Below are 21,084 nucleotides of genomic sequence, written 5' to 3'. Positions count from 1 at the left end.
GACGGAGTGACCGATCTGGAGGAGGTAGCTGGATGAGACGACGACTGGTGACCACCGCGCTGGCAGGAGTGGCCGCACTGGCGGGCACGCTGCTGGCCGCAGCACCGGCGCAGGCCGAGACCTGCGAGGCCGGTGTCGACTGCGAGACGGACCTGACCTTCGAGGTCATCGCCGGGCCGCTGCAGATCACCGTGCCCGACGACGCGACACTCAGCAGCGGCCCGCCGGGCGGATACGCCTCCGGCCAGATCGGCGACGTCCTGGTCGAGGACCTTCGGGCCGAGTCGGGAGTGGGTTGGGTCGCCTCGGTCAGCAGCAGCGACTTCACCACAGGCACCGGCGTCGGCGCCGGTGAGACGATCACCAGCGACAACGTCTACTACTGCTCGGGCATTGCCGACACCACCGGCACCGGCACCTTCACCCCCGGCCAGGTGGGACCCTGCACCGCCCCGCCGCCTCCTGCCGGAGTCGCGCTGGACGCCGCCGTAACGGCCTACAGCCACGGCACCGACGGCTCCGGCAACAACACGGCGACCTGGGATCCGCTGGTCACCGTGTCGATTCCGCTGCAAAGCGTCGCCGGGACGTTCACGGGCACCATCACCCACAGCGTGAACTGAGTTCGATGCGCTCAGGGACAACCCGTTCGTGGGGCCTGCCGGTCGCGGCGCTCGCCATCCTGGTGGCGAGCGTCGTGATCGGCACCCCCGCGGGCGCCACCGACCGGGACCGCGGCACCGGCGCGAGCCCCGCTCCGGCATCGGGCAGCATCGGCATCCGGCTGGTCGAGGCGTCGGTGGACCGGCGTGACGACCCCCGCGCCCGGGTCTACATCGTCGACCACGTCAAACCGGGCAGCCGGATGACCCGACGGATCGAGATCAGCAACAGCTCCGCCTCGACCCATCAGATCACCATCGGGGTCGCCGCAGCCGAGATCAAGGACAACGAATTCGTGCCGGCGTCCGAGCCGGGCGCCAACGAACTGTCCGAGTGGATCACCATCGACCAACCCGTCATCGTGGCCCGGCCATACAGCACCACGACGGTACGCGCCACCATCGCCGTACCGCCCTCCGCGTCCCGAGGTGAGCGTTACGGCACGATCTGGGCCACGGTCGGCGCCGCGGAACGACGGGACGCGGCGATGCTGGTGCGCAAGGTCAACCAGGTCGGCATCCGGGTCTACCTCGACGTCGGCCGGGGCGGTGAACCGCCGTCGGACTTCCGGATCGAGAAACTGACCCCGGGCCGGACCGAGCAGGGTGCCCCGGTGGTACGGGCGCGGGTGCGCAACACCGGGGAACGGGCCCTCGACCTGACCGGCAAGCTGTGGCTCTCCGACGGCCCGGGCGGGCTGTCGGCCGGGCCGTTCCCCGCGACCCTGGGTGCGACCGTGCTGCCCGGCGACACCACCCACCTCGAGGTGGTGCTGGACCAGCAGGTCCCCAACGGCCCGTGGCAGGCCCGACTGCGGGTGGAGAGCGGACGCCTCCACCGGGAGGTCACCGCGGAGATCACGTTTCCGGACCAGAAGGGTTCCTGGGGGCTGCCGACCACCTTCTCCGAACAGCTACCGATGATCATCCTGATCAGCGGGGCGGTCGCCACCGTCGCCGGCCTGGTCATGGCCGTCGGCTACCGTCGCGCCCGGCGCCGCAGGTACCAGTTCGTCCACTGACCCGCCTACCGCCGAGTGCGGCACCGTGACCCAGTCGGCCGGCAGGCGCGGCACCGGCCAGGCCGGGTCGGGTTGCCAGGTCGCCCAGGACTCGTCCCACCAGCGCTGGCCCGCGTCGAGCAGGGCGGCGATCCGGTCACCCTCGGCCCGGATCGCCTCGGCCATGCCGGGATAGCGTCCCTCCACCAGCCGCTGGGCGAACAGTTCCACGTCCTTGAAGACGTACCGGTCGGCGTCCGCCGCCCACCACAGGTCGAGCTCGTGGTCGAGGGTGTCCACCCCGATCGGCGTACGCCGGAACGGGTCCTGGAGGTTGAAGTACCAGCCGGCGAAGGCGCGCTGCGGGCCGGACCAGAAGACGTCGACGGCGTGTGCCTCGCCGGGACGCTGGAGCATCAGCTTGCCGTGCCCGCTCCAGGCCCGGTGACCCGCCACCTGCCAGGGGTGCCGGCCACACGGAAACCTGCCCTCGACCGGGAAGCCGAACTCCGCGCCCGGCGGAAGGTAGAGCGCCAGCAGATCGGGGCTGTCCTCGACGCAGATCGTCGGGCAGGCGAACCAGACCTCACCATGCAGGATCTCCCGCCGGATCACCACGTCACCCGGGCTGAAGCGTTCGACCGCCACCACTCCCCCTGCTCAGTCCTGGGCCAACTCCGGCCGATACTCCCGGATCCAAGCCTCCACATCCGACTTCCGCCACACCTTGCCCATCGCCAGCACCGCGATGGGCTCGGGGAAGTTCCGCTGGTTGGCGATCACGGACGCGCGCTGCCGGGAGACGTTTCCCAGCATCTCCCGGATCTCCGACACGCCCACCAACTCCATGGGTTGACAATGACAGCGTCAACCCTACTCGACTCCGACAACGACGGAGTCTATTGACGTAGACAACAGGGCTAGGCAGTTGGCTGCATGAGCGCACTCGGGCCGCAGTGTCGCAGCCCGGTGGTAGAACTCCGGGAACCACCTGCCGAGGAGCATGATCATGGATGTACGGGACGCGGCGCAGCGCTGGGCGGACGCCTGGGCGCACGGCTGGCCCACCAAGGACGTCGAGAGCATCGTGGCGTTGCAGGCGACCGACGGCGTCCACTGGGCCTCGCTGTTCCGCCCCTGCCGAGGGCGTGACGGGCTGCGCGCCTACGTCGAGGAGTGTTTCGGCGAGGAGACCCGCCCGGCCGAGGTCTGGTTCGCCGCACCGCGCTGCGACGGCGCGACGGCGACTGTCGAATACTGGGCGGTCACCTACCCGGACGACGCGCCACTGACCATCTCCGGCTGCACCCTGCTGCGCTTCGACGCCGACACCCTGGTGGCCGAGTCGCGCGACTACTCGCACGCCAGGGAGGGCAGGTTCCCGCCACCGGCCGGCATCTTCGACTGACGGGTCTGCCGATCGACAGCGCGGCCGGGTGTCACTCTTCGGGCAGCGTGCGCATGCCCCGCAACGGTGAGAAGACGACCCAGAGCAGCCCGAGCAGGGCGCCGATGCTGGCGATCCAGAGCGCGGGGCGTACCCCGATCGAGGCGCCGAGCGTCCCGCCGACCAGGGCGCCGATCGGTCGGATGCCGTGGTTGACGGTGCGTCGGAAACCGGAGACCACGGCGAGCATGGCCACCGGTGTGGCCGCGATCTGCACCGATCCGACCGCGATGTCGAGGACCATGACACCCAGCGCGGAGACGAACTCGGCGGCGAACAGCAACGCGAGCACCACCGGCTCCGGCCCCATGGCCAGCGGCACGAGGACCAGTGGGGCGGGGAAGACGACGAACCCGACGAGCACCGCGGGGCCGATGCCGATCCGGCGGCTGACCGGGCCGGTCACCGCCACACCGAGGAGTCCGCCTACCGCGCCGGCCCCGATGACCAGCCCCAGGATGCCGGGTGAGACGCCCAACTCGGTGGTCACGTACAGCACGAAGAGCGCCGCGAACATGTAGTTGAACAGGTTGAGCGTGGTGGTGCCGAGCAGGGTCGCCCGCAGGATCTCGGAGCGGGCCACGAACCGTACGCCCGCCACCATGCCCAGGGCGGTGCCGGTGGGCACGGTGCGCTCCGTGACCCTCGTCCGGGCCAGGAAGACCGCCGACACCAGATAGGTGAGCACGCCGGAGAAGAGCGCGACCGGGGCGGTGAGCACCTGTACGAGCAGCCCACCGATGCTCGGGCCGGCCACATGCGACATGGCCCGGCTGCCGTTGACCAGACTGTTGGCGTCCACGTAGTCCGGTCGACGGACCAGGGCGGCGAACAGGCTGCTGTGCGCCACCTCGAAGAACACCGAGAGACAACCGATCAGGAAGGCCACGGCGCACAGCAGCAGCAGGTTCAGGGTGCCGGTCCACCAGAGCAGCGGCACGGCCAGCAGCAGGCCCGCCCGGCCGAGGTCGGCGACGATCATCACCTGACGTCGGCGTGGGCGGCGATCCACCCAGGCGCCGGCCGGCAGGGAGAGGAACAGGTTCGGCAGCAGCGAGGCGGCGGTCAGGTAGCCCATCTCGGCCGGTCCGGCGCCGACCGCGAGCAGGGCCAGCAGCGGCACGGCGAGCATGGTGACCTGGTCGCCGAAGAGCGAGACGGTCTGCGCCGACCAGTAGCGACGGAAGGCCGTCTGCCGCAGCAGGCGTGGGATGCGGGGCCGGCGCGGCGGCGCCGGGTCGGCCAGGACCAGGGGTTCAGTCATGGTCGGACTCCCCGCGCTGCTCCTCGACGGGTACGCCGCCGCGCGGAAGCCGCATCTGGACGAAGGTCACCGGGCGGGACCCGGGCGGCCGCTTCGCCGGGTCGGCGATCCGTTCGTCGTACCGGGCCAGCAGCGCATCGACCTCGGCTGTCAGCTCGCGCAACTCGGCGGCGGTGACGTGCAGCAGCGTGTCACCGAAGCCTGCCGCGATCCGCCACTCGACGGGCTCGTCGGCACGGATCGCCAGGTAGTTCCGCGCCCGTTGCAGGTAGATGTCGACCATCACGCTGTTGATCTGGTCCGTGGCGGCCCGCATGGCCGGATCGTCGGAGTCGTCCCAGGACGTGTACAGCGTGGTGGCCCGCCACGGTCGCTCCCGCCCGTCCGCTCCGGGCACCCGTTCGGCGAACCCGTACTTGGCGAGTTGCCGCAGGTGGAACGAGCAGTTGGGCACGTTGTCGTCGAGCCTGGCGGCGGCCTGTGTCGCGGTCATCGGGCCTTCGCCGCGAAGCAGGCCGATCAGACGCATCCGCAGCGGGTGCGCGTACGCCCGCAGGGCGCGAGGATCGGTGACTTTGACGGTTCGCTGATGCAGCTCTTCGGTCACATGGTAGAGAATGCTTTATAAAGACATCTCTAGCAACCCTTGATGGGCGGCAGGACGAGTCAGGGCGTGCACACGAGCCCGTGGCTCGCATACACGCCCTGATGTGCTGCCAGTGGTCGGAGCCGGCTCAGCCGACGGCCGCCGTGACGTCGTCGGAGACCTTCGACGAGCGGATCACAGCTGCATCCGACTACGGCGCTCAGGTAATCCGTTCTTGACTCAGTTGCGGCACCAGCCGGGCAGCAGTCTCGAAGTCAGCGTCCTGATGAAGTACCACCAATTTCAGCCGAATGGCAGTAGCCGCCACGAGGTGATCTGCCACGGAAAGCCCTTGGTGAGCACTGTGACTGGCGAGTTCCTGCCGCACCGCCCGCACGACCTGCCAGGCGTCGTCCGGCACGGGAACCCAGGGATACAGGTCGCGGAGTCCGCGTTCGACCCGGTCGTATGCCTTGGCATCCGCGATGGTCAAGGTCTCCACGAGCACCGGGTCGCAGATGGCGATCAGACCACGGGCAGCCAGGTCGGACCAGTGTGGTTCGGCTTGACGACGAACCATGCGGACCAGCGCGCTGGTGTCGATGAGGTACTTCACCTGTCGAGTTCGTCGAGCTGATCGAAGTCGAAGCCGCCCCCGTCAGCGACCTCCTGAAGGTCAGCCAGGGCTCGTTGCCGTCGCTCCCGGCTGGACTCCACCGCCTGCCTGAGCGCCTCTGTCACCGTCTCCTTCTTGGTCGCGGTGCCGAGCGCAGCAGTCGCCTCCGCCAGAAGATCCTCATCGAGATCCAACAGGGTTTTGGCCATGAGATACACCTCCCGGACAAGGATATATCCGGGAGGTTCGCATATCCAACGAAGCGGCTGTCAGCCGACGGCCGCCATGATCTCGTCGCTGACGTCGAAGTTGGCGTAGACGTTCTGCACGTCGTCGCAGTCCTCCAGGACGTCGATCAGCTTGAAGACCTTCCGCGCGCCCTCCTCGTCCAGCGGCACGTTGACGCTGGGGATGAGGGAGGACTCGGCCGACTCGTACTCGATGCCGGCGTCCTGCAACGCGGTCCGGACCGCCAGCAGGTCACCCGGCTCGGAGACCACCTCGAACGCCTCGCCCAGGTCGTTGACCTCCTCGGCGCCCGCGTCCAGGACGGCCAACATCACGTCGTCCTCGCTGGTGTCGGCCTTCGGCACGATCACCACGCCCTTGCGGGAGAACATGTACGACACCGAGCCGGCGTCGGCGAACGAACCGCCGTTGCGGGTCAGCGCGGTACGCACCTCGGTGGCGGCGCGGTTGCGGTTGTCGGTCAGGCACTCGATCAGCAGCGCGACGCCGTTGGGGCCGTACCCCTCGTACATGATCGTCTGGTAGTCGGCGCCGCCGGCCTCCAGGCCGGAGCCGCGCTTGACTGCGCGGTCGATGTTGTCGTTGGGGACCGAGTTCTTCTTGGCCTTCTGGATCGCGTCGTAAAGGGTGGGGTTGCCGGCGGGGTCGCCGCCGCCGGTCCGCGCCGCAACCTCGACATTCTTGATCAGCTTGGCGAACATCTTGCCGCGCTTGGCGTCGATGACCGCCTTCTTGTGCTTGGTCGTCGCCCACTTTGAGTGGCCGGACATCTGTTACCTCCGTTGCTACCCGCCGTCTGCATCGACCGCACCGCGCACGCCCCGCTCCGCACCCGCGCACGCGGTGGTGCCGGTCTGTTCTGGTGGAAGCCGTGGCGGGCAGATGGCCCTGCCGAATCTCGACAATCCTACCGACGGACGGCGGGCAACCGTCACCCGCCGCACGCCCACGGCCTTGTCGATAAGCGCAGAACGCCGGATAGCGGACGAAGCTACTCCCCCATGCCGTACGATCCCACCACGCTGACCTCCGACATCTCGAAATCCTGGCAACGCTCGTCGAACCCGGCCCGGTAGCGAACGAACGCCGGCAATGACGGCAGTGGCGCCGGCAGATGCGGGCCGATCACCACGTCGATGAAACAGTGCCCGTCGTCGAGCCGCAGCGACTGGTAGCGCAGGCCGGGCGGGCGGGTGTGGGCCAGTTCCCGGTAGACCTCATCGAGCAGGGACAGGTGCTCGTCGAGCCGCTCCGGCCGGACCCGATAGGTGATCAGCATCGTCGTCACGGTCAGCTCCCCGGGACCAGGCGGCGGACCGCGCGTCGTCCCGGACGAATCACCGCGATGGTGGAAGGTCGTTTCTTCATGGGCTCATTCCATCCGCGGCTCGACGTGCCGGACAGACCGGCGTGAGGGTGGTCCTGACGGGGCCACCCTCACCGGCCGGTACGACGGCACACTGGACGACGTGATGGACGGGGAGTTGGGCGCCTTCCTGCGCAGCCGCCGAGAAGCGCTGCGACCCGAGCAGGTGGGGCTGCCGGCCGGCCCTCGACGGCGTACGCCGGGGCTGCGCCGAGCCGAGGTCGCCACGCTGGCCCAGGTCAGCGTGGAATACCTGACCCGACTAGAACAGGGACGCGACAACCGCCCGTCGCCGGAGATCCTCGCCGCGCTGGCCGACGCCCTGCGGCTCGACGACGCCGACCGGCGGCACCTTCAGCAACTCGCCTCGGTCGACCAGCACCGGCAGCTGTGCGCAGGCGAGCGACCGATGGTGTCGCGTACCGTCCGCCCCACGGTCCGGACTCTGCTGGAGGCGCTGCGGGACCGGCCGGCGTACCTGCTCAACCGCCTCGGTGACGTGCTCGCCTGGAACGAGCCGTTCGACCGGCTGGCCCGCCCGCTGGGACTGTTGGACGCCGAACACCCCAACCTGGTCTGGTACCTCCTCGCCGACGAACGCGCCCGGGAGCACTTCCCCGACTGGGCCGACCTCGCCGACCAGCAGGTGGCCGACCTGCACCGGCTGCGCGGGGGTGACCCGGCCACCGACATCTTCGCCGAACGACTCGACCGTACCGTCGGGGAGCCGTTCCGGTCCCGGTGGCAGCGCCGCCCGGTCGCGGCCCAGTCCAGCGGCGTGCGCCGGCTGCGGCATCCGGAGGTGGGGCCACTGCAACTGGCGTACGAGACCCTGGAACTCGCCGGCGACCAGCAGCGACTGACGGTGGCGCAGCCCGCCGACGCGGACAGCGCTGCGGCACTGGACCGCCTGCTGGGCCGCCGCCCAGGCAGCCTGCGCTCCGTGGCCGGCTGACCGCCCGCCCTCCTTCCCACCCCACACCGCGAGACGGTGCTCGCCCAGGTCCTCGCACGCGCCCCGCTGCCGCACCGCCACGCGGCGACCCGGCGACCCGGCCACACGGCGACGCGGCCACACCGCGACGCGGCCACACCGCGACGCGGCCACACCGCGACGCGGCCACACGGCGACCTGGCCAAACGGCCATGCGGCGACCCAGCCACACGGTCATGCGGCGACGCGGCGAGGCGGCGAGGCGGCGAGCAACTTCGGGGATGTTGCTGCCTGCCGGCGGACGAAGGCAGCAACATCCCCGAAGTTGCTGCCGATACCTCCGGGTCCGGCGGGTCCGGCGGGTCCGGCGGGCCTGAGCGGTCCGATAGGCCCGATAGGTCCTATGGGTTGGCGGGCCCCTGGGCCGATTGGGGGTGGGGCCGGCAGGGTCAGGCCGGGCGGTGGGCCAGCAGGGTCAGGCCGAGCGGTGGGGCCGGCAGGGTCAGGTCGTCATCGATCGCGACCCGCACCACCCCCGACGCACGGTGGGGCCACGGGGTCAGGTTGCGGTGCGGACCATGTCGACGAAGTGGGCGTGCAGGCGCAGGTCGCCGGTGAGTTCCGGGTGGAACGAGGTGGCCAGCAGGTTGCCTTGGCGCACCGCCACGACGCGGCCGGTGGCCGGCCCTTCGGCGACCGTGCCCAGGATCTCGACGTCCGCGCCGACGCGCTCGACCCAGGGGGCGCGGATGAAGACCGCGTGCAGCGGGCCACCGTCGATGCCGGTGATCTGCACGGGCGCTTCGAACGAGTCGACCTGGCGACCGAAGGCGTTGCGGCGCACGGTCATCGCGATGCCGTCGAAGCCGCGCTGGTCCGGGCGGCCGTCGAGGACCTCGGCGGCCAGCATGATCATCCCGGCGCAGGAGCCGTAGACCGGCATCCCGGCGGAGATCCGCTTGTCGATCGGGCCACGCAGCTCGAAGATGTCGACCAGCTTGCTGATCGTGGTGGACTCGCCGCCGGGGATGATCAGGCCGTCGACCGCGTCCAGTTCCGCGCTTCGGCGCACCGGGCGGGCTTGAGCGCCCGCGCCGGTCAGGGCGGTGAGGTGTTCACGGACGTCGCCCTGGAGGGCGAGCACGCCGATCACGGGTGCGGGCACTGTGCTCCTTCCGGGAAGCGTTAAGAAGGGACCCTTTCTCTACCGCAGGCGTTAATAAGGTGCCCTTCCTTGCACTTCACCAGCCGCGGTCGGCCAGGCGGTGGGGAACGGGGATGTCGTCGACGTTGATGCCGACCATCGCCTCGCCGAGGCCGCGGGAGACCTTCGCCAGCACGTCCGGGTCGTCGTGGAAGGTGGTCGCCTTGACGATCGCGGCGGCCCGCTGGGCCGGGTTGCCGGACTTGAAGATGCCGGAGCCGACGAAGACACCCTCTGCGCCGAGCTGCATCATCATCGCCGCGTCGGCCGGGGTGGCGATGCCACCGGCGGTGAACAGCACCACCGGCAGCTTGCCGGTCTCGGCGACCTCCTTGACCAGCTCGTACGGGGCCTGAAGCTCCTTGGCCGCGACGTACAGCTCGTCTTCCGGCAGCGAGGAGAGCCGGCGGATCTCCTGGCGGATCTTGCGCATGTGGGTGGTGGCGTTGGAGACGTCCCCGGTGCCGGCCTCACCCTTCGAGCGGATCATGGCGGCGCCCTCGGTGATCCGGCGCAGCGCCTCGCCCAGGTTGGTCGCCCCGCAGACGAAGGGGACGGTGAAGGCCCACTTGTCGATGTGGTTGGCGTAGTCGGCCGGGGTGAGCACCTCGGACTCGTCGACGTAGTCGACGCCGAGCGCCTGGAGGATCTGCGCCTCGACGAAGTGGCCGATGCGGGCCTTGGCCATCACCGGGATGGAGACGGCGTTGATGATCCCGTCGATCATGTCCGGGTCGCTCATCCGCGACACCCCGCCCTGGGCGCGGATGTCGGCGGGCACCCGCTCCAGCGCCATCACCGCGACCGCGCCGGCGTCCTCAGCGATCTTGGCCTGCTCGGCGGTGACCACGTCCATGATCACGCCGCCCTTGAGCATCTCGGCCATCCCCCGCTTGACGCGGGCAGTGCCGACGACCGGGGTGGTGCTTGTGGTGTTCGGGGAAGTCGTCTCGGACACGGCTCATCGCTCCTTGATGCGCACCGGTGGGGCAGCGACATGCTACGACCGGCGCGAGTGCCGTGCCGACAGCCAATCAGGGCCGTGGTGGCCTGCGGTGTGGCCGCCGTCACCGTGCGCAGGGCCGGCGGTGGGTCAGCGGGCGGTGACGTCGGTGGCGGGCGTGGTGAGCGTCGGGTCGTCGATGTCGAAGTAGCGCGGCCAGGTGTGCCGGCGACCCATCCGGAACAGGCGTACCAGGCGCCGGCTGCGCGCCGTACGGGCGTCCCGCACCAGGTCGGTGTGCACCTGCCGGGCCAGGGCGAGCCGCCGGCTGGCCGCGATGACCGCCTCGCAGTCCGGGTCGGTGGGGTCGAGTTCGACCGCGCGCAGCTGCCGGGTCAGGTCGTTCTCGGCCGCCTCCCGCTCCTCCGGCTGCGCGTCGAGCGCGATGCGCGCCGCCGCGTACAGCTCCACGCCGTAGCGGCGCTCGGCCAGCACCGCCGCGGCGGCGGCCCGGCGCAGCAGGTGGGCGTCGAGGGCACGGGCCGCGAGCTGCGCGCGGGCCTGGAGCCGCTCGACCCGGCCGGCGGTCCAGATCAGGTACGCCGCCACCAGGCCGACGACCACCGTCGCGCCCACCACCCACCACATGCCCGGCATCGTAGTGCTGCTCCCGTTCCTCCCGGTCAGTCCGACCCCACCCACTCCTGGTCGATCACCCGCCCGTCGGTCGCCTCGATCGCAGCTGCGTATACCTCCAGAACCCGGCGGGCAACCACGGGCCAGTCGAAATTTGCCACCACCTGGTCGCCGCAGGCGGTCAGCTCCGCCCGGGCAGCCGGATCGTCGAGCAGTTCGGTGAGGGTCTGCGCCAGCGCCGCCGCGTCGCCGGTGCGAAACAGCCGCCCGGCCCGGCCGTTGTCCAGCACGCGGCGGAAGGCGTCCAGGTCGCTGGCGACCACGGTGGTGCCGGCGGCCAGCGCCTCGGTGAGGATCATGCCGAACGACTCGCCCCCGGTGTTCGGCGCGACGTAGAGGTGCACGCTGCGCAGCATCCGGGCCTTGTCCGCCTCGGGCACCAACCCCAGGAAGGTGACCCGATCCCGCAACTCGGGCGGAAAACGGTCGAACAGGTCGTCCGGGTCACCGGGGCCGGCGACCAGCAGGCGCAGTCCGGGACGTCGGGCGGCCAGCTCGACGAACGCGTCGCGCAGGATCGGGAAGCCCTTGCGCGATTCGGTGAACCGGCCCAGGAAGCCGAGCGTGCCGCCGGTGCCCGGCCCGCACTCCCCCGGCCAGCCGGGCAGCGGCTGCATGCCGGCGAACTTGGCCACCGCCACCCCGTTGGGGATCTCCACCGCGCCGCCGTCGAGGTGTTCCACCTGGACCTTGCGGGCCAGCGCGCTCACCGCGATCCGGGCGGTGATCCGCTCCAGCACGATCTGCAGGGCCCCCTGAGCGGCGGAGAGCACCCGGGACCGGGTCATCGCGGTGTGGAAGGTAGCCACCACCGGACCGCGGGCGGAGAGCACCGCGAGCATGGAGATGCTCAGCGTCAGCGGCTCGTGCACGTGCAGCACGTCGAAGTCGCCGCGGGTGATCCACCGGCGTACCCGGGCGGTGGAGACCGGACCGAAGGCGATCCGGGCCACCGAACCGTTGTACGGCAGCGGCACCGACCGGCCCGCCGACACCACGTACGACGGCAGGGGTGAGTCCTCGTCCGCCGGGGCGAGCACGCTCACCTCGTGGCCGAGCCCGATCAACGCCTCGGCGAGGTCCATGACGTGGTTCTGCACCCCGCCCGGCACGTCGAAGGAGTACGGACAGACGATGCCGATCCGCATTGCGCCCGTCCCCTCAGTCCAGCCACATCCGCTGCAGCATGTGCCAGTCTTGCGGATGCCGGGCGATGCCCGCCGCGAGACCGTCCGCGATCAGCTGGGTCAGCGACCGAACTCGCTTGTCCAGCGTGCCGTCCTGGTGGCCCGGCACCGGCAGCGGACCCTCGAGCGAGGCACACGCCGCATCCGGTTCGTACCACATGGACGCCACGTACAGCGGCGCGCCGGTGCGCAACGCCAGCAGCGCCGGACCGGCCGGCATCCGGGTCCGGCCGCCGAAGAAGTCGACCTCCACCCCGCGGGCGGACAGGTCCCGGTCGGCCAGCAGCGGCACCACCGCTCCGGCGTTGAGTCGCTCGGTCAGCACGTCCAGGGGCGGCCGGTCACCACCGGTGGTGGGCAGGATCTCCATGCCCAGCCCCTCCCGGAAGGCCATGAACCGTTTGTAGACGGCCTCCGGCTTGAGCCGCTCGGCGACGGTGGACAGCGGCCAGCCGTTGGCGACCACCCAGGCACCGGCCAGGTCCCAGTTACCGGCGTGCGGCAGCGCCACCACCGCACCCCGACCGGCCGCCACGTCGGCGGCGAGCAGCTCGGCACCGTCCAGCCGGAAGGTGGCGAGCACCTGATCGCGGCTCAGCGACGGCAGCCGGAAGGCTTCCATCCAGTAGCGGGCGTACGACCGCAGACCGGCGCGGACCAGGTCGTCCAGCTCGTCCTCGGGCAGGTCGGGGCCGACCACCCGGCGCAGGTTGGCGCGCAGCCGGGTGGCACCGGAGCCCCGACGACGGTGGGCCCGGTCGGCGCCGGCGGTGAACGCCGCCGCAGCCACCGGGCGGGGTAGGGCGCGGACCAGCCGCCAGCCGGCGACGTAACCGATTTCGGTGAGATTCACCGGCACCCCCGTCGCCGGGCTGTGCCGCTCACCCGCGGCCACCCGGCACGTCGACCTGCTGGGCCTGCCGGTAGACGTGCCGCATCCGCTGGCCGACGGTGAACAGCGACACCGCCGCGAGCAGCCAGAGCGCGATCGGCAGCGCCAGCGGGTGCACCAGGGCGGCGAGCAGACCACCGACACCGACGATCAGCAGGCGCTCCGTACGCTCGGCGACGCCGACGTTGGCGTTCATGCCCAGTCCCTCGGCGCGTGCCTTGACGTACGAGACGAGCCCGCCGGCGGCCAGGCAGATCAGCGCGGCGGCCATGCCCGCGTGGTCCCCCTCGGTGGCCAGGTAGTACGCGACCGCGCCGAACACCGCGCTGTCGGCGACCCGGTCCATGCTGGAGTCGAGGAACGCGCCGAACCGGGTCGACCCGCCGCTCATCCGGGCCATCGTTCCGTCGAGCAGATCGGTCAGCGCGAAGACCGTCACGATCAGCGCACCGGCGACCAGGTGGCCGCGGGCACCGAAGCCGAGAGCGCCGACGAGCACCCCGAGGGTGCCCGCGACGGTGACCGCGTTGGGGGACACGCCCGCGCGCAGCAGGCTGCGGGCAATCGGTTCGACGACGCGGGTCATCCCCGCGCGGACCGACACTTGGAAGATCTTCGCCATGGCGGTCCCACGATAACGGTCGGCCCGACCACGCCGACAACGCCGGTCCGAGCTGGGAGGGTTGTGTCGTGGCGGCCATCGGGTGTGGGATCGGGTCGAGAGGGTGACCCAGCTCACCCGACTGCCCGTTGACTGCCCGGTCCGGGGCGAACCACCGGAGGATAGCGCCGCGGTACCCCGTCCGGGCCGCATCCCCGTCGCGCGCGGCGGTCGTCACCACCACCGGTTGAGGGAGGTGCGCCCGATGGCGCAGAGGAGTCAGGACAAGCACGCCACCGGGGTACCGGTGGTGACCGATCCGGCGAAGATTCGCAACGTGGTGCTCGTCGGGCATTCCGGCGCGGGCAAGACGACACTGGTCGAGGCGTTGCTCGCGGCAACCGGCACGATCCCCCGCGCCGGCTCGGTCACCGACGGCACCACCGTCTGCGACCACGATCCGGCGGCCGTACGCCAGCAGCGTTCGGTCTCGCTGGCCTGCGCGCCGCTGATGCACGACGGCATCAAGGTCAACCTGCTGGACACGCCCGGCTACGCCGACTTCGTCGGCGAGTTGCGGGCCGGCCTGCGGGCCGCCGACGCCGCGCTGTTCGTGGTCTCCGCCGTGGACGGGATGGACGCCGCCACCGCCGCGTTGTGGGAGGAGTGCGCCGCCGTCGACATGCCCCGGGCGGTCGCCGTCGCCCGGCTGGATCATCCTCGCGCCGACTTCGACGAGGCGGTGGCGCTGTGCCAGCGGGTCTTCGGCGACAACGTGATGCCGCTGTACCTGCCGATGCTCGGCGACGACGGGGTCTCCACCGCCGGTCTGCTCGGGCTGATCACCCGGCGGGTCTTCGACTACACCGACGGGCTGCCGGCGCAGGTGCGCCAGCCCGACCCCGAGCACCTGCCGGCCATCACGGAGTCCCGCGACGAACTCATCGAGGGGATCATCGCCGAGAGCGAGGACGAGACCCTGATGGACCGGTACCTCGGCGGCGAGGAGATCGACGCCGAGATCCTGATCGAGGATCTGGAGAAGGCCGTGGCCCGCGGCCACTTCTATCCGGTGGTGCCGGTCTGCGCGGCCACCGGGGTCGGGGTGGACGTGCTGCTGGAGGTGCTCACCGCCGGCTTCCCGTCGCCGCCGGAGCACGCACTGCCCGCGGTCACCGGGGTGGACGGCTCCCCCCGCCCGCCGTTGACCTGCGACCCGGACGGTCCGCTGGTCGCCGAGGTGGTCAGGACCACCATCGACCGGCACGTCGGCCGGGTCTGCGTGGTCCGGGTCTTCTCCGGCACCCTGCGCCCCGACCAGACGGTGCACATCGCCGGGCACGGGCTGGCCGAACGTGGCCACCCCGACCACGACGCCGACGAACGGATCGCGCACCTGTACAGCCCGCTGGGCGCCACCTTGCGCGAGGTCGGTGCGGCGGTGGCCGGCGACATCTGCGCGATCACCAAGTCCGGCAGCGCGGAGACCGGCGACACCATCTCCGCCAAGGAGGATCCGCTGCTGATCGCCCCGTGGGAGATGCCGGAGCCGCTGCTGCCGGTGGCGATCGTCGCCCGGTCCCGTTCCGACGAGGACGCCCTGGCCCGCAACCTGGCCCGCCTGGTGGCCGGCGACCCGACGATGCGACTGGAACGCAACCCGCAGACCCATCAGCTGGTGCTGTGGTGCATGGGCGAGGCGCACGCCGACGTGGTCCTCGACCGGCTGCGCGCCGGCGAGGTCGAGTTGGACACCGAACCGGTAAAGGTGGCGTTGCGGGAGACGCTGACCGCCCCGGCGACCGGGCACGGCCGGCACGTCAAGCAGTCCGGCGGGCACGGCCAGTACGCGGTCTGCGACATCGAGGTGGAGCCGTTGCCGCGCGGCGCCGGCTTCGAGTTCGTCGACCGGGTGGTCGGCGGGGCGGTCCCGCACAACTACATCCCGTCAGTGGAGAAGGGGGTACGCGCCCAGATGGAACGCGGCCTGCTCGCCGGGCACCCGGTCGTGGACCTGCGGGTGACCCTGGTCGACGGCAAGGCGCACAGCGTCGACTCCTCCGACGCGGCGTTCCAGACCGCCGGGGCGCTGGCCCTGCGCGACGCCGCCGCCAAGGGCCGCCCGGCGCTGCTGGAGCCGATCGACGAGGTGACCGTACGTGTCCCCGACGGCAGCGTGGGCACGGTGCTGGGTGACCTGTCCGGCCGTCGGGGCCGGGTGCTCGGCACCGAGTCGGACCCGGAGTCGGAGGGGCGCACCCTGGTCCGGGCCGAGGTGCCCGCCACGGAGTTGCTGCGCTACGCCGTCGAGTTGCGGGCGATGACCGCCGGCGCCGGCACCTTCCGTCGCCACTTCGTCCGCTACGACCCGATGCCGGAGCACCTGGCCGACCAGATCCGCAAGGAGCACGCCTGACGGGTGCCCGCCGCCGGTCAGGGGCGGGCGGTGGGCAGCATCGGGCTGGGCCAGTAGGGGCGGTCTGCCTCGCGTAGGGCGGCGGTGCGCAGCGCGGCGAGTTGGCGTTCGACCTCGGCGAAGTGGTCGGGGGTGAGCGGGCCGAGGGTCAGCGCGGCGGCGTTCTCCTCGACCTGCGCGACGCTGCGGCAGCCCGGGATCGGGATGGAGCGGTCGCTGCGGGCCCAGATCCAGCCCAGCGCACCCTGGGCGAGGGTACGCCCGTCGGCGGTCAACGCCGCCCGGACCGCCTGCACCCGGCGCAGCCACTCCGGGGCGGGTCGGCCGCCCCGGAACCACTCCAACCAGCCCGAGGCCATCCCCCGGACGTCGTCGTGCGGCAGCGTCGAGTCGGGCTGGTACTTGCCGGTGAGCAGCCCCATGCCCAGCGGCCCCCGGTTGACGCTTGCCAGGTCGTACTTCTCGCAGACGCCGAGCAGTTCGGGGGCGTCGCGCAGCACCGACAGGCTGTGCTGCACGGCGACGGCGTGCGGGGCGTGCTGGCCGAAGGCGGCGGCCCGGTCGACCCGGTCGGTGCTCCAGCCGTACGTCCGGATCAGGCCGTCGGTGACCAGGTCCTCCAGGGTGCCGATCAGGGCCTGCGCCCGGGCCACCGGCAGGTCGGCCAGGTGCAGTTGGTAGAGGTCGATGCGGTCGGTGCCGAGGCGACGCAGCGAGGCCCGCACGGCCCGGTGCAGGTACGCCGGTGAGGCATCCGACCCGGTGGCCTGCCGGGTCTGCTCGTCGAAGGTGTAGCCCCACTTGGTGGCGATGATCGCCGCGTCCCGATGCCCGGTAAGGGCCCGCCCGAGGATGCGCTCACCGTGCCCGGCCCCGTACGTGTCGGCGGTGTCGAACAGCGTCACACCGAGGTCGAGGGCGCGGCGGATGGCCCGTACCGACTCGGCGTCGTCGACCGCTCCCCAGCCCAGCGGGGTGCGGCCCTCCGCCCACGGGCCACCGATCGCCCAGCAGCCCATGCCGAGGGCACTGACTTCGATGCCGCTGCGCCCCAGCGTCCGTGTCGACTGCACCATCGGCGCATCGTGCCATCTTCCAGCCGGTGCTGGGCAGAGATCCATCACGACCATACGTACGAACGACCGGACCCCGGGGATCACCCGCCTACGGGTGCGCCTCGCCCACGTTCCCGGCGCGGACCCATCCGCCCCAGCTCACCGCCGGAAACCGGCCGGTCACCGAGCGGCCGGACCGTTCACGCAGCGCCACCACACCCTCACCAACATCTCTCCTTTGCTCTGCTTCAACAGACGCAACACTTCGGTCGCCGTGCCATTGCGTCGGTTGAAGCAGAGCAAAGGGGGCAGACACCGGTCCGACCCGGACCGACGCGGTCCGGTCGTCGGTCAGCTGGGCCAGGCGCGCAGGAACAGGTCGCGGGTGTCGCTGAGCAGTTGCGGCAGGACCTTGGTACGCCCGATCACCGGCATGAAGTTGGCGTCGCCACCCCAGCGGGGCACCACGTGCTGGTGCAGGTGGGCGGCGATGCCCGCGCCGGCCACCCCGCCCTGGTTCATCCCGAGGTTGAAGCCGTGCGCGTTGCTGACCTTGCGGACCACCCGCATGGCGGTCTGGGTGAACGCGGCCAGCTCGACGGTCTCCGGCTCGTCCAGGTCGGTGTAGTCGGCCACGTGCCGGTACGGGCAGACCAGCAGGTGACCCGGGTTGTACGGGTACAGGTTGAGCACGACGAAGACGTGCTCGCCCCGGGCCACCACCAGGCTCTCCTCGTGGGATCGCCCCGGGGCCAGGCAGAACGGGCAGCCGGAGGGCTGTTCGTAGCCGCCCTCGGGCCGGTCCTCACCGGAGATGTACGTCATCCGGTGGGGGGTCCAGAGCCGGTCCAGCCCGTCTGCCATGTCCCTGTCGGTGTGCTGCTCGTCCGCCCCAGTCACACGGCGATCCTACGTACCGCACGGGGCGAGTCCGCCACCCCGTACCGCAGACGTCCGGCGATCGCGGCCACAGGTGACGGCCAATTGCAGAATGCGACAAGGGTTTCTTGACTATTACATCGACGTCGATGAAACTTTCAGTCCTCCCAATTCGAAGATCGTCGATTGGAGTGGCTGTGGAACGACGTACCGTCCGGCAACGTCTGGCAAGTGCCCTCACCGCCTGCGTCCTGGCCGCGCTGGCGAGCCTGACGGCGGTGACCACCACCGGCGCCCCCGCCCGGGCCGACGCCTGCTACACCTGGGGTCGAACCCTCTCCTCCGGCATGACCGGCGAGGACGTACGCCAGTTGCAGATCCGCGTCTCCGGCTACCCCGGCTACGGCGCGGTGCTCACCCTCGACGGGGCGTACGGGCCGGCCACCCGGTCGGCGGTGATCCGCTTCCAGCAGGCCTACGGGCTGGCCGCCGACGGGGTGGCCGGTGCGCAGACCTTCAACCAGATCTACGCCCTGCAGGACCCGGACTGCACCCCGGTCAGCTTCAGCTACGCCGAGTGGAACCGGTGCAACAGCGACTGGTCCGGCGGCGCGGTGTCGGCGAGCACGGCACGGTTCAACGCCCTGGTCTCGATGTGGAAGCTCCAGGCGATGCGCCGCGCCATGGGCAACGCACCGCTCTACCTGAGCAGCGGATTCCGCAGCTACTCCTGCAACAGCGCGGTCGGCGGCGCCAGCAACAGCCGACACCTCTACGGCGACGGGATCGACCTGGTCGGGTCGCACTCCTTCTGCGCGCTCGCCCAGCAGGCCCGCAACCACGGGTTCACCAACATCCTCGGCCCGGGATATCCGGGACACAACGACCACACCCACCTGGGCAACACACCCAGCCGTTCCTGGTCGGCACCGAGCTGCGGGATCTGACGCACCCTCGCGCGACGGCAGCCCCGCCGAACGCGGGGCTGCCGTAACGGCGGGTCAGGCGGCGGACGGGCCGACGTTGGTGCGGGTGTTGACCACGTCGAGGACGTGGGTGACCGCCTCGGCCAACGGCACGCCGTTGCGCTGCGAGCCGTCGCGGTAGCGGAACGAGACCGTACCGGCGGCCACGTCGTCGTCCCCGGCGATCACCATGAACGGGATCTTCTGCTGCTGGGCGTTACGGATCTTCTTCTGCATCCGCTCGTCACCGGAGTCGACCTGGGCGCGGATGCCCTCGGCGCGCAGTGCGGCGACGAAGCCGTGCAGGTAGTCCGCGTGGTCGTCCCGGATCGGGATGCCGACCACCTGCACCGGGGACAGCCAGGCCGGGAACGCGCCCGCGTAGTGCTCGGTGAGCACCCCGAAGAACCGCTCGATCGAGCCGAACAGCGCCCGGTGGATCATCACCGGCCGCTGCCGGGTGCCGTCGGCGGCCTGGTACTCCAGGCCGAAGCGCTCCGGCAGGTTGAAGTCGACCTGGATGGTGGACATCTGCCAGGTCCGGCCGATGGCGTCCTTGGCCTGCACGGAGATCTTCGGCCCGTAGAAGGCCGCCCCGCCCGGGTCCGGTACCAGGGTGAGCCCGGACTCCTCGGCGGCCGAGCGCAGCGCCTCGGTGGCCCGCTCCCAGTTCTCGTCGGTGCCTACCGACTTCTCCGGGTTACGGGTGGACAGCTCCAGGTAGAAGTCGTCCAGGCCGTAGTCGCGCAGCAGTTCCAGCACGAAGGCGAGCAGCGACTTCAGCTCGCCGGCCATCTGCTCCTCGGTGCAGAAGATGTGCGCGTCGTCCTGCGTCATGCCGCGCACCCGGGTCAGGCCGTGCACCACACCGGACTTCTCGTACCGGTAGACCGTGCCGAACTCGAACATCCGCAGCGGCAGCTCCCGGTAGGAGCGACCACGGGAGCGGAAGATCAGGTCGTGCATCGGGCAGTTCATCGGCTTGAGGTAGTAGCTGGCGCCCTCCACCTCCATGGGCGGGAACATGCCGTCGGCGTACCAGTCCAGGTGCCCGGAGACCTCGTACAGGTGGCCCTTGGTGATGTGCGGGGTGTTGACGAACTCGTACCCGGCCTGCTCGTGCTTGAGCCGCGAGTAGTTCTCCATCTCGCGGCGGATGATGCCGCCCTTGGGGTGGAAGACCGCCAGGCCGGAGCCGAGTTCGTCGGGGAAGCTGAACAGGTCGAGGTCCACACCGAGCTTGCGGTGGTCGCGCCGGGCGGCCTCCTCCAACAGCTTCAGGTACGCCTTGAGCTCGTCGCGGGTCGGCCAGGCGGTGCCGTACACCCGCTGCAACTGCGGATTCTTCTCCGACCCACGCCAGTACGCGGCGGCCGAGCGCATCAGCTTGAACGCGCCGATCAGCCGGGTGTTCGGCAGGTGCGGGCCCCGGCACAGGTCCGACCAGCAGACCTTGTCGGAGTTGGCGGCCAGGTTGTCGTAGATGGTCAGCTCGCCGCCGCCGACCTCCATCACCTCGGAGGAGTCCAGCCCCTCGCCCTTGACGTCGATCAGTTCCAGCTTGAACGGCTCGGCGGCCAGCTCGGCCTTCGCCTCGTCCAGGCTGTCGAAGCGGCGGCGACGGAACCGCTGGCCGGACTTGATGATCTCCTGCATCCGCTTTTCGAGCTTGGCCAGGTCGTCCGGCTGGAACGGCTTGTCGACGGCGAAGTCGTAGTAGAAGCCGTTCTCGATCGGCGGGCCGATGCCCAGCTTGGCCTCGGGGAAGATGTCCTGCACCGCCTGGGCCAGCACGTGCGCGGTCGAGTGCCGCAGCACGTTGAGCCCGTCCGGCTCGTTGAGCGCGACCGGCTCGACGACGGTGTCCTCGGCCGGACGCCAGTCCAGGTCACGCAACACGCCCTGCGGGTCGCGGACCACCACGATCGCCTTCGGGCCGTTGGTGGGCAGTTCGGCGGCGGCCACCGCGTCGGCCGCCGTCGTCCCGGCGGCGACGACGACGGGGTCGGCCACGGCAGGGGTACGGGGTGCGGACACGGGGAACTCCTCGCAGCAGGTGTGACGGAAGGTGCCGGTGACGGCTCACCGCGATGGTATCGGTCGGCCCGGCGGCCACCGTCC

Annotated in this window: 23 protein-coding genes; 6 read left to right on the top strand and 17 right to left on the bottom strand. The window is 70.9% G+C overall.

Features of this window, described 5'->3' with window-relative positions; all coding sequences use genetic code 11:
- Positions 1-32 precede the first annotated feature (32 nt).
- Positions 33-623 (top strand): hypothetical protein, encoded by a 591-nt coding sequence (locus tag Vgi01_RS15660; protein WP_102658064.1) that lies wholly within the window; start codon positions 33-35, stop codon positions 621-623.
- Between the two features lie 5 nt (positions 624-628).
- Positions 629-1,684 carry a COG1361 family protein gene (locus tag Vgi01_RS15655; RefSeq protein ID WP_204291493.1) on the top strand — a complete coding sequence of 352 codons (1,056 nt, stop codon included), beginning with the start codon at positions 629-631 and terminating at the stop codon, positions 1,682-1,684.
- Here the strand turns inward: Vgi01_RS15655 and Vgi01_RS15650 are convergent.
- Both Vgi01_RS15650 and Vgi01_RS15645 read right to left on the bottom strand, forming a co-directional pair.
- Entirely contained in the window at positions 1,577-2,311 is a 735-nt protein-coding gene (locus Vgi01_RS15650; protein WP_233196796.1) for a ribonuclease FAU-1 family protein, read from the bottom strand. The genes Vgi01_RS15655 and Vgi01_RS15650 overlap by 108 nt on opposite strands.
- A gap of 12 nt (positions 2,312-2,323) precedes the next feature.
- Complete coding sequence (locus tag Vgi01_RS15645) at positions 2,324-2,512, bottom strand: hypothetical protein (RefSeq protein WP_013732697.1); 189 nt, start codon at positions 2,510-2,512, stop codon at positions 2,324-2,326.
- 160 nt (positions 2,513-2,672) lie between these two features.
- Between Vgi01_RS15645 and Vgi01_RS15640 the strand changes: the two genes are divergently transcribed.
- On the top strand, positions 2,673-3,071 hold the full coding sequence (locus Vgi01_RS15640; RefSeq protein ID WP_204291492.1) for a nuclear transport factor 2 family protein: 399 nt from the start codon (positions 2,673-2,675) through the stop codon (positions 3,069-3,071).
- Positions 3,072-3,102: 31 nt separating this feature from the next.
- Here the strand turns inward: Vgi01_RS15640 and Vgi01_RS15635 are convergent, their stop codons facing one another.
- The 6 genes from Vgi01_RS15635 to Vgi01_RS15610 all read right to left on the bottom strand — a co-directional run bounded on the left by Vgi01_RS15635 (position 3,103) and on the right by Vgi01_RS15610 (position 7,113).
- A complete protein-coding gene (locus Vgi01_RS15635; RefSeq protein WP_204291491.1) occupies positions 3,103-4,374 on the bottom strand; it encodes an MFS transporter in 1,272 nt (423 codons plus the stop codon).
- Positions 4,367-4,981 (bottom strand): winged helix-turn-helix domain-containing protein, encoded by a 615-nt coding sequence (locus Vgi01_RS15630; RefSeq protein WP_102658066.1) that lies wholly within the window; start codon positions 4,979-4,981, stop codon positions 4,367-4,369. The genes Vgi01_RS15635 and Vgi01_RS15630 overlap by 8 nt, the downstream gene beginning before the upstream one ends.
- A gap of 199 nt (positions 4,982-5,180) precedes the next feature.
- A complete protein-coding gene (locus tag Vgi01_RS15625) occupies positions 5,181-5,576 on the bottom strand; it encodes a PIN domain-containing protein (protein ID WP_102658067.1) in 396 nt (131 codons plus the stop codon).
- On the bottom strand, positions 5,573-5,785 hold the full coding sequence (locus tag Vgi01_RS15620) for a type II toxin-antitoxin system VapB family antitoxin (RefSeq protein ID WP_013732692.1): 213 nt from the start codon (positions 5,783-5,785) through the stop codon (positions 5,573-5,575). The genes Vgi01_RS15625 and Vgi01_RS15620 overlap by 4 nt, the downstream gene beginning before the upstream one ends.
- 60 nt (positions 5,786-5,845) lie before the next feature.
- Positions 5,846-6,595, bottom strand: coding sequence for a YebC/PmpR family DNA-binding transcriptional regulator (locus tag Vgi01_RS15615; RefSeq protein ID WP_013732691.1), 750 nt, complete (start codon positions 6,593-6,595; stop codon positions 5,846-5,848).
- Positions 6,596-6,816: 221 nt separating this feature from the next.
- Complete coding sequence (locus tag Vgi01_RS15610; protein WP_204291490.1) at positions 6,817-7,113, bottom strand: hypothetical protein; 297 nt, start codon at positions 7,111-7,113, stop codon at positions 6,817-6,819.
- 184 nt (positions 7,114-7,297) lie between these two features.
- Here Vgi01_RS15610 and Vgi01_RS15605 point away from each other — a divergent pair, with 184 nt between their 5' ends.
- Positions 7,298-8,146 carry a helix-turn-helix transcriptional regulator gene (locus Vgi01_RS15605; protein ID WP_239088995.1) on the top strand — a complete coding sequence of 283 codons (849 nt, stop codon included), beginning with the start codon at positions 7,298-7,300 and terminating at the stop codon, positions 8,144-8,146.
- Between the two features lie 538 nt (positions 8,147-8,684).
- Here the strand turns inward: Vgi01_RS15605 and pdxT are convergent.
- The 6 genes from pdxT to pgsA form a co-directional block, all read right to left on the bottom strand.
- Entirely contained in the window at positions 8,685-9,290 is a 606-nt protein-coding gene (gene pdxT, locus Vgi01_RS15600) for a pyridoxal 5'-phosphate synthase glutaminase subunit PdxT (protein WP_204291488.1), read from the bottom strand.
- A gap of 76 nt (positions 9,291-9,366) precedes the next feature.
- Positions 9,367-10,287 (bottom strand): pyridoxal 5'-phosphate synthase lyase subunit PdxS, encoded by a 921-nt coding sequence (pdxS, locus tag Vgi01_RS15595; RefSeq protein WP_102658071.1) that lies wholly within the window; start codon positions 10,285-10,287, stop codon positions 9,367-9,369.
- A 135-nt stretch (positions 10,288-10,422) separates the two neighbouring features.
- Positions 10,423-10,929, bottom strand: coding sequence for a hypothetical protein (locus Vgi01_RS15590; RefSeq protein ID WP_204291487.1), 507 nt, complete (start codon positions 10,927-10,929; stop codon positions 10,423-10,425).
- 26 nt (positions 10,930-10,955) lie between these two features.
- The gene (locus tag Vgi01_RS15585; RefSeq protein WP_204291486.1) at positions 10,956-12,116 is read right to left on the bottom strand and encodes a glycosyltransferase family 4 protein; all 1,161 of its coding nucleotides are present in this window, start codon (positions 12,114-12,116) and stop codon (positions 10,956-10,958) included.
- Positions 12,117-12,129: 13 nt separating this feature from the next.
- Complete coding sequence (locus Vgi01_RS15580; RefSeq protein ID WP_204291485.1) at positions 12,130-13,008, bottom strand: phosphatidylinositol mannoside acyltransferase; 879 nt, start codon at positions 13,006-13,008, stop codon at positions 12,130-12,132.
- Positions 13,009-13,036: 28 nt separating this feature from the next.
- A complete protein-coding gene (gene pgsA, locus Vgi01_RS15575) occupies positions 13,037-13,669 on the bottom strand; it encodes a phosphatidylinositol phosphate synthase (RefSeq protein ID WP_126712572.1) in 633 nt (210 codons plus the stop codon).
- A 244-nt stretch (positions 13,670-13,913) separates the two neighbouring features.
- Here pgsA and Vgi01_RS15570 point away from each other — a divergent pair, with 244 nt between their 5' ends.
- Positions 13,914-16,064, top strand: a complete 2,151-nt coding sequence (locus Vgi01_RS15570) for an elongation factor G-like protein EF-G2 (RefSeq protein ID WP_204291484.1) — start codon at positions 13,914-13,916, stop codon at positions 16,062-16,064.
- A gap of 17 nt (positions 16,065-16,081) precedes the next feature.
- Here the strand turns inward: Vgi01_RS15570 and Vgi01_RS15565 are convergent, their stop codons facing one another.
- A complete protein-coding gene (locus Vgi01_RS15565) occupies positions 16,082-17,140 on the bottom strand; it encodes an aldo/keto reductase (protein ID WP_204291483.1) in 1,059 nt (352 codons plus the stop codon).
- A 330-nt stretch (positions 17,141-17,470) separates the two neighbouring features.
- Positions 17,471-17,983, bottom strand: coding sequence for an HIT family protein (locus Vgi01_RS15560; RefSeq protein ID WP_204291511.1), 513 nt, complete (start codon positions 17,981-17,983; stop codon positions 17,471-17,473).
- A gap of 212 nt (positions 17,984-18,195) precedes the next feature.
- Here Vgi01_RS15560 and Vgi01_RS15555 point away from each other — a divergent pair, with 212 nt between their 5' ends.
- Positions 18,196-18,945: a D-Ala-D-Ala carboxypeptidase family metallohydrolase gene (locus tag Vgi01_RS15555; protein WP_204291482.1), complete on the top strand. Its 750-nt coding sequence runs from the start codon at positions 18,196-18,198 to the stop codon at positions 18,943-18,945.
- Between the two features lie 54 nt (positions 18,946-18,999).
- Here Vgi01_RS15555 and thrS read toward each other — a convergent pair whose 3' ends face one another.
- The gene (thrS, locus tag Vgi01_RS15550; RefSeq protein ID WP_102658079.1) at positions 19,000-21,000 is read right to left on the bottom strand and encodes a threonine--tRNA ligase; all 2,001 of its coding nucleotides are present in this window, start codon (positions 20,998-21,000) and stop codon (positions 19,000-19,002) included.
- Positions 21,001-21,084 lie beyond the last annotated feature (84 nt).

Source organism: Micromonospora gifhornensis, assembly GCF_016863515.1.
GTDB lineage: Bacteria > Actinomycetota > Actinomycetes > Mycobacteriales > Micromonosporaceae > Micromonospora > Micromonospora gifhornensis.
Note: the sequence above shows the minus strand (reverse complement) of the source record. Positions and strands in the feature narration are given on the sequence as shown.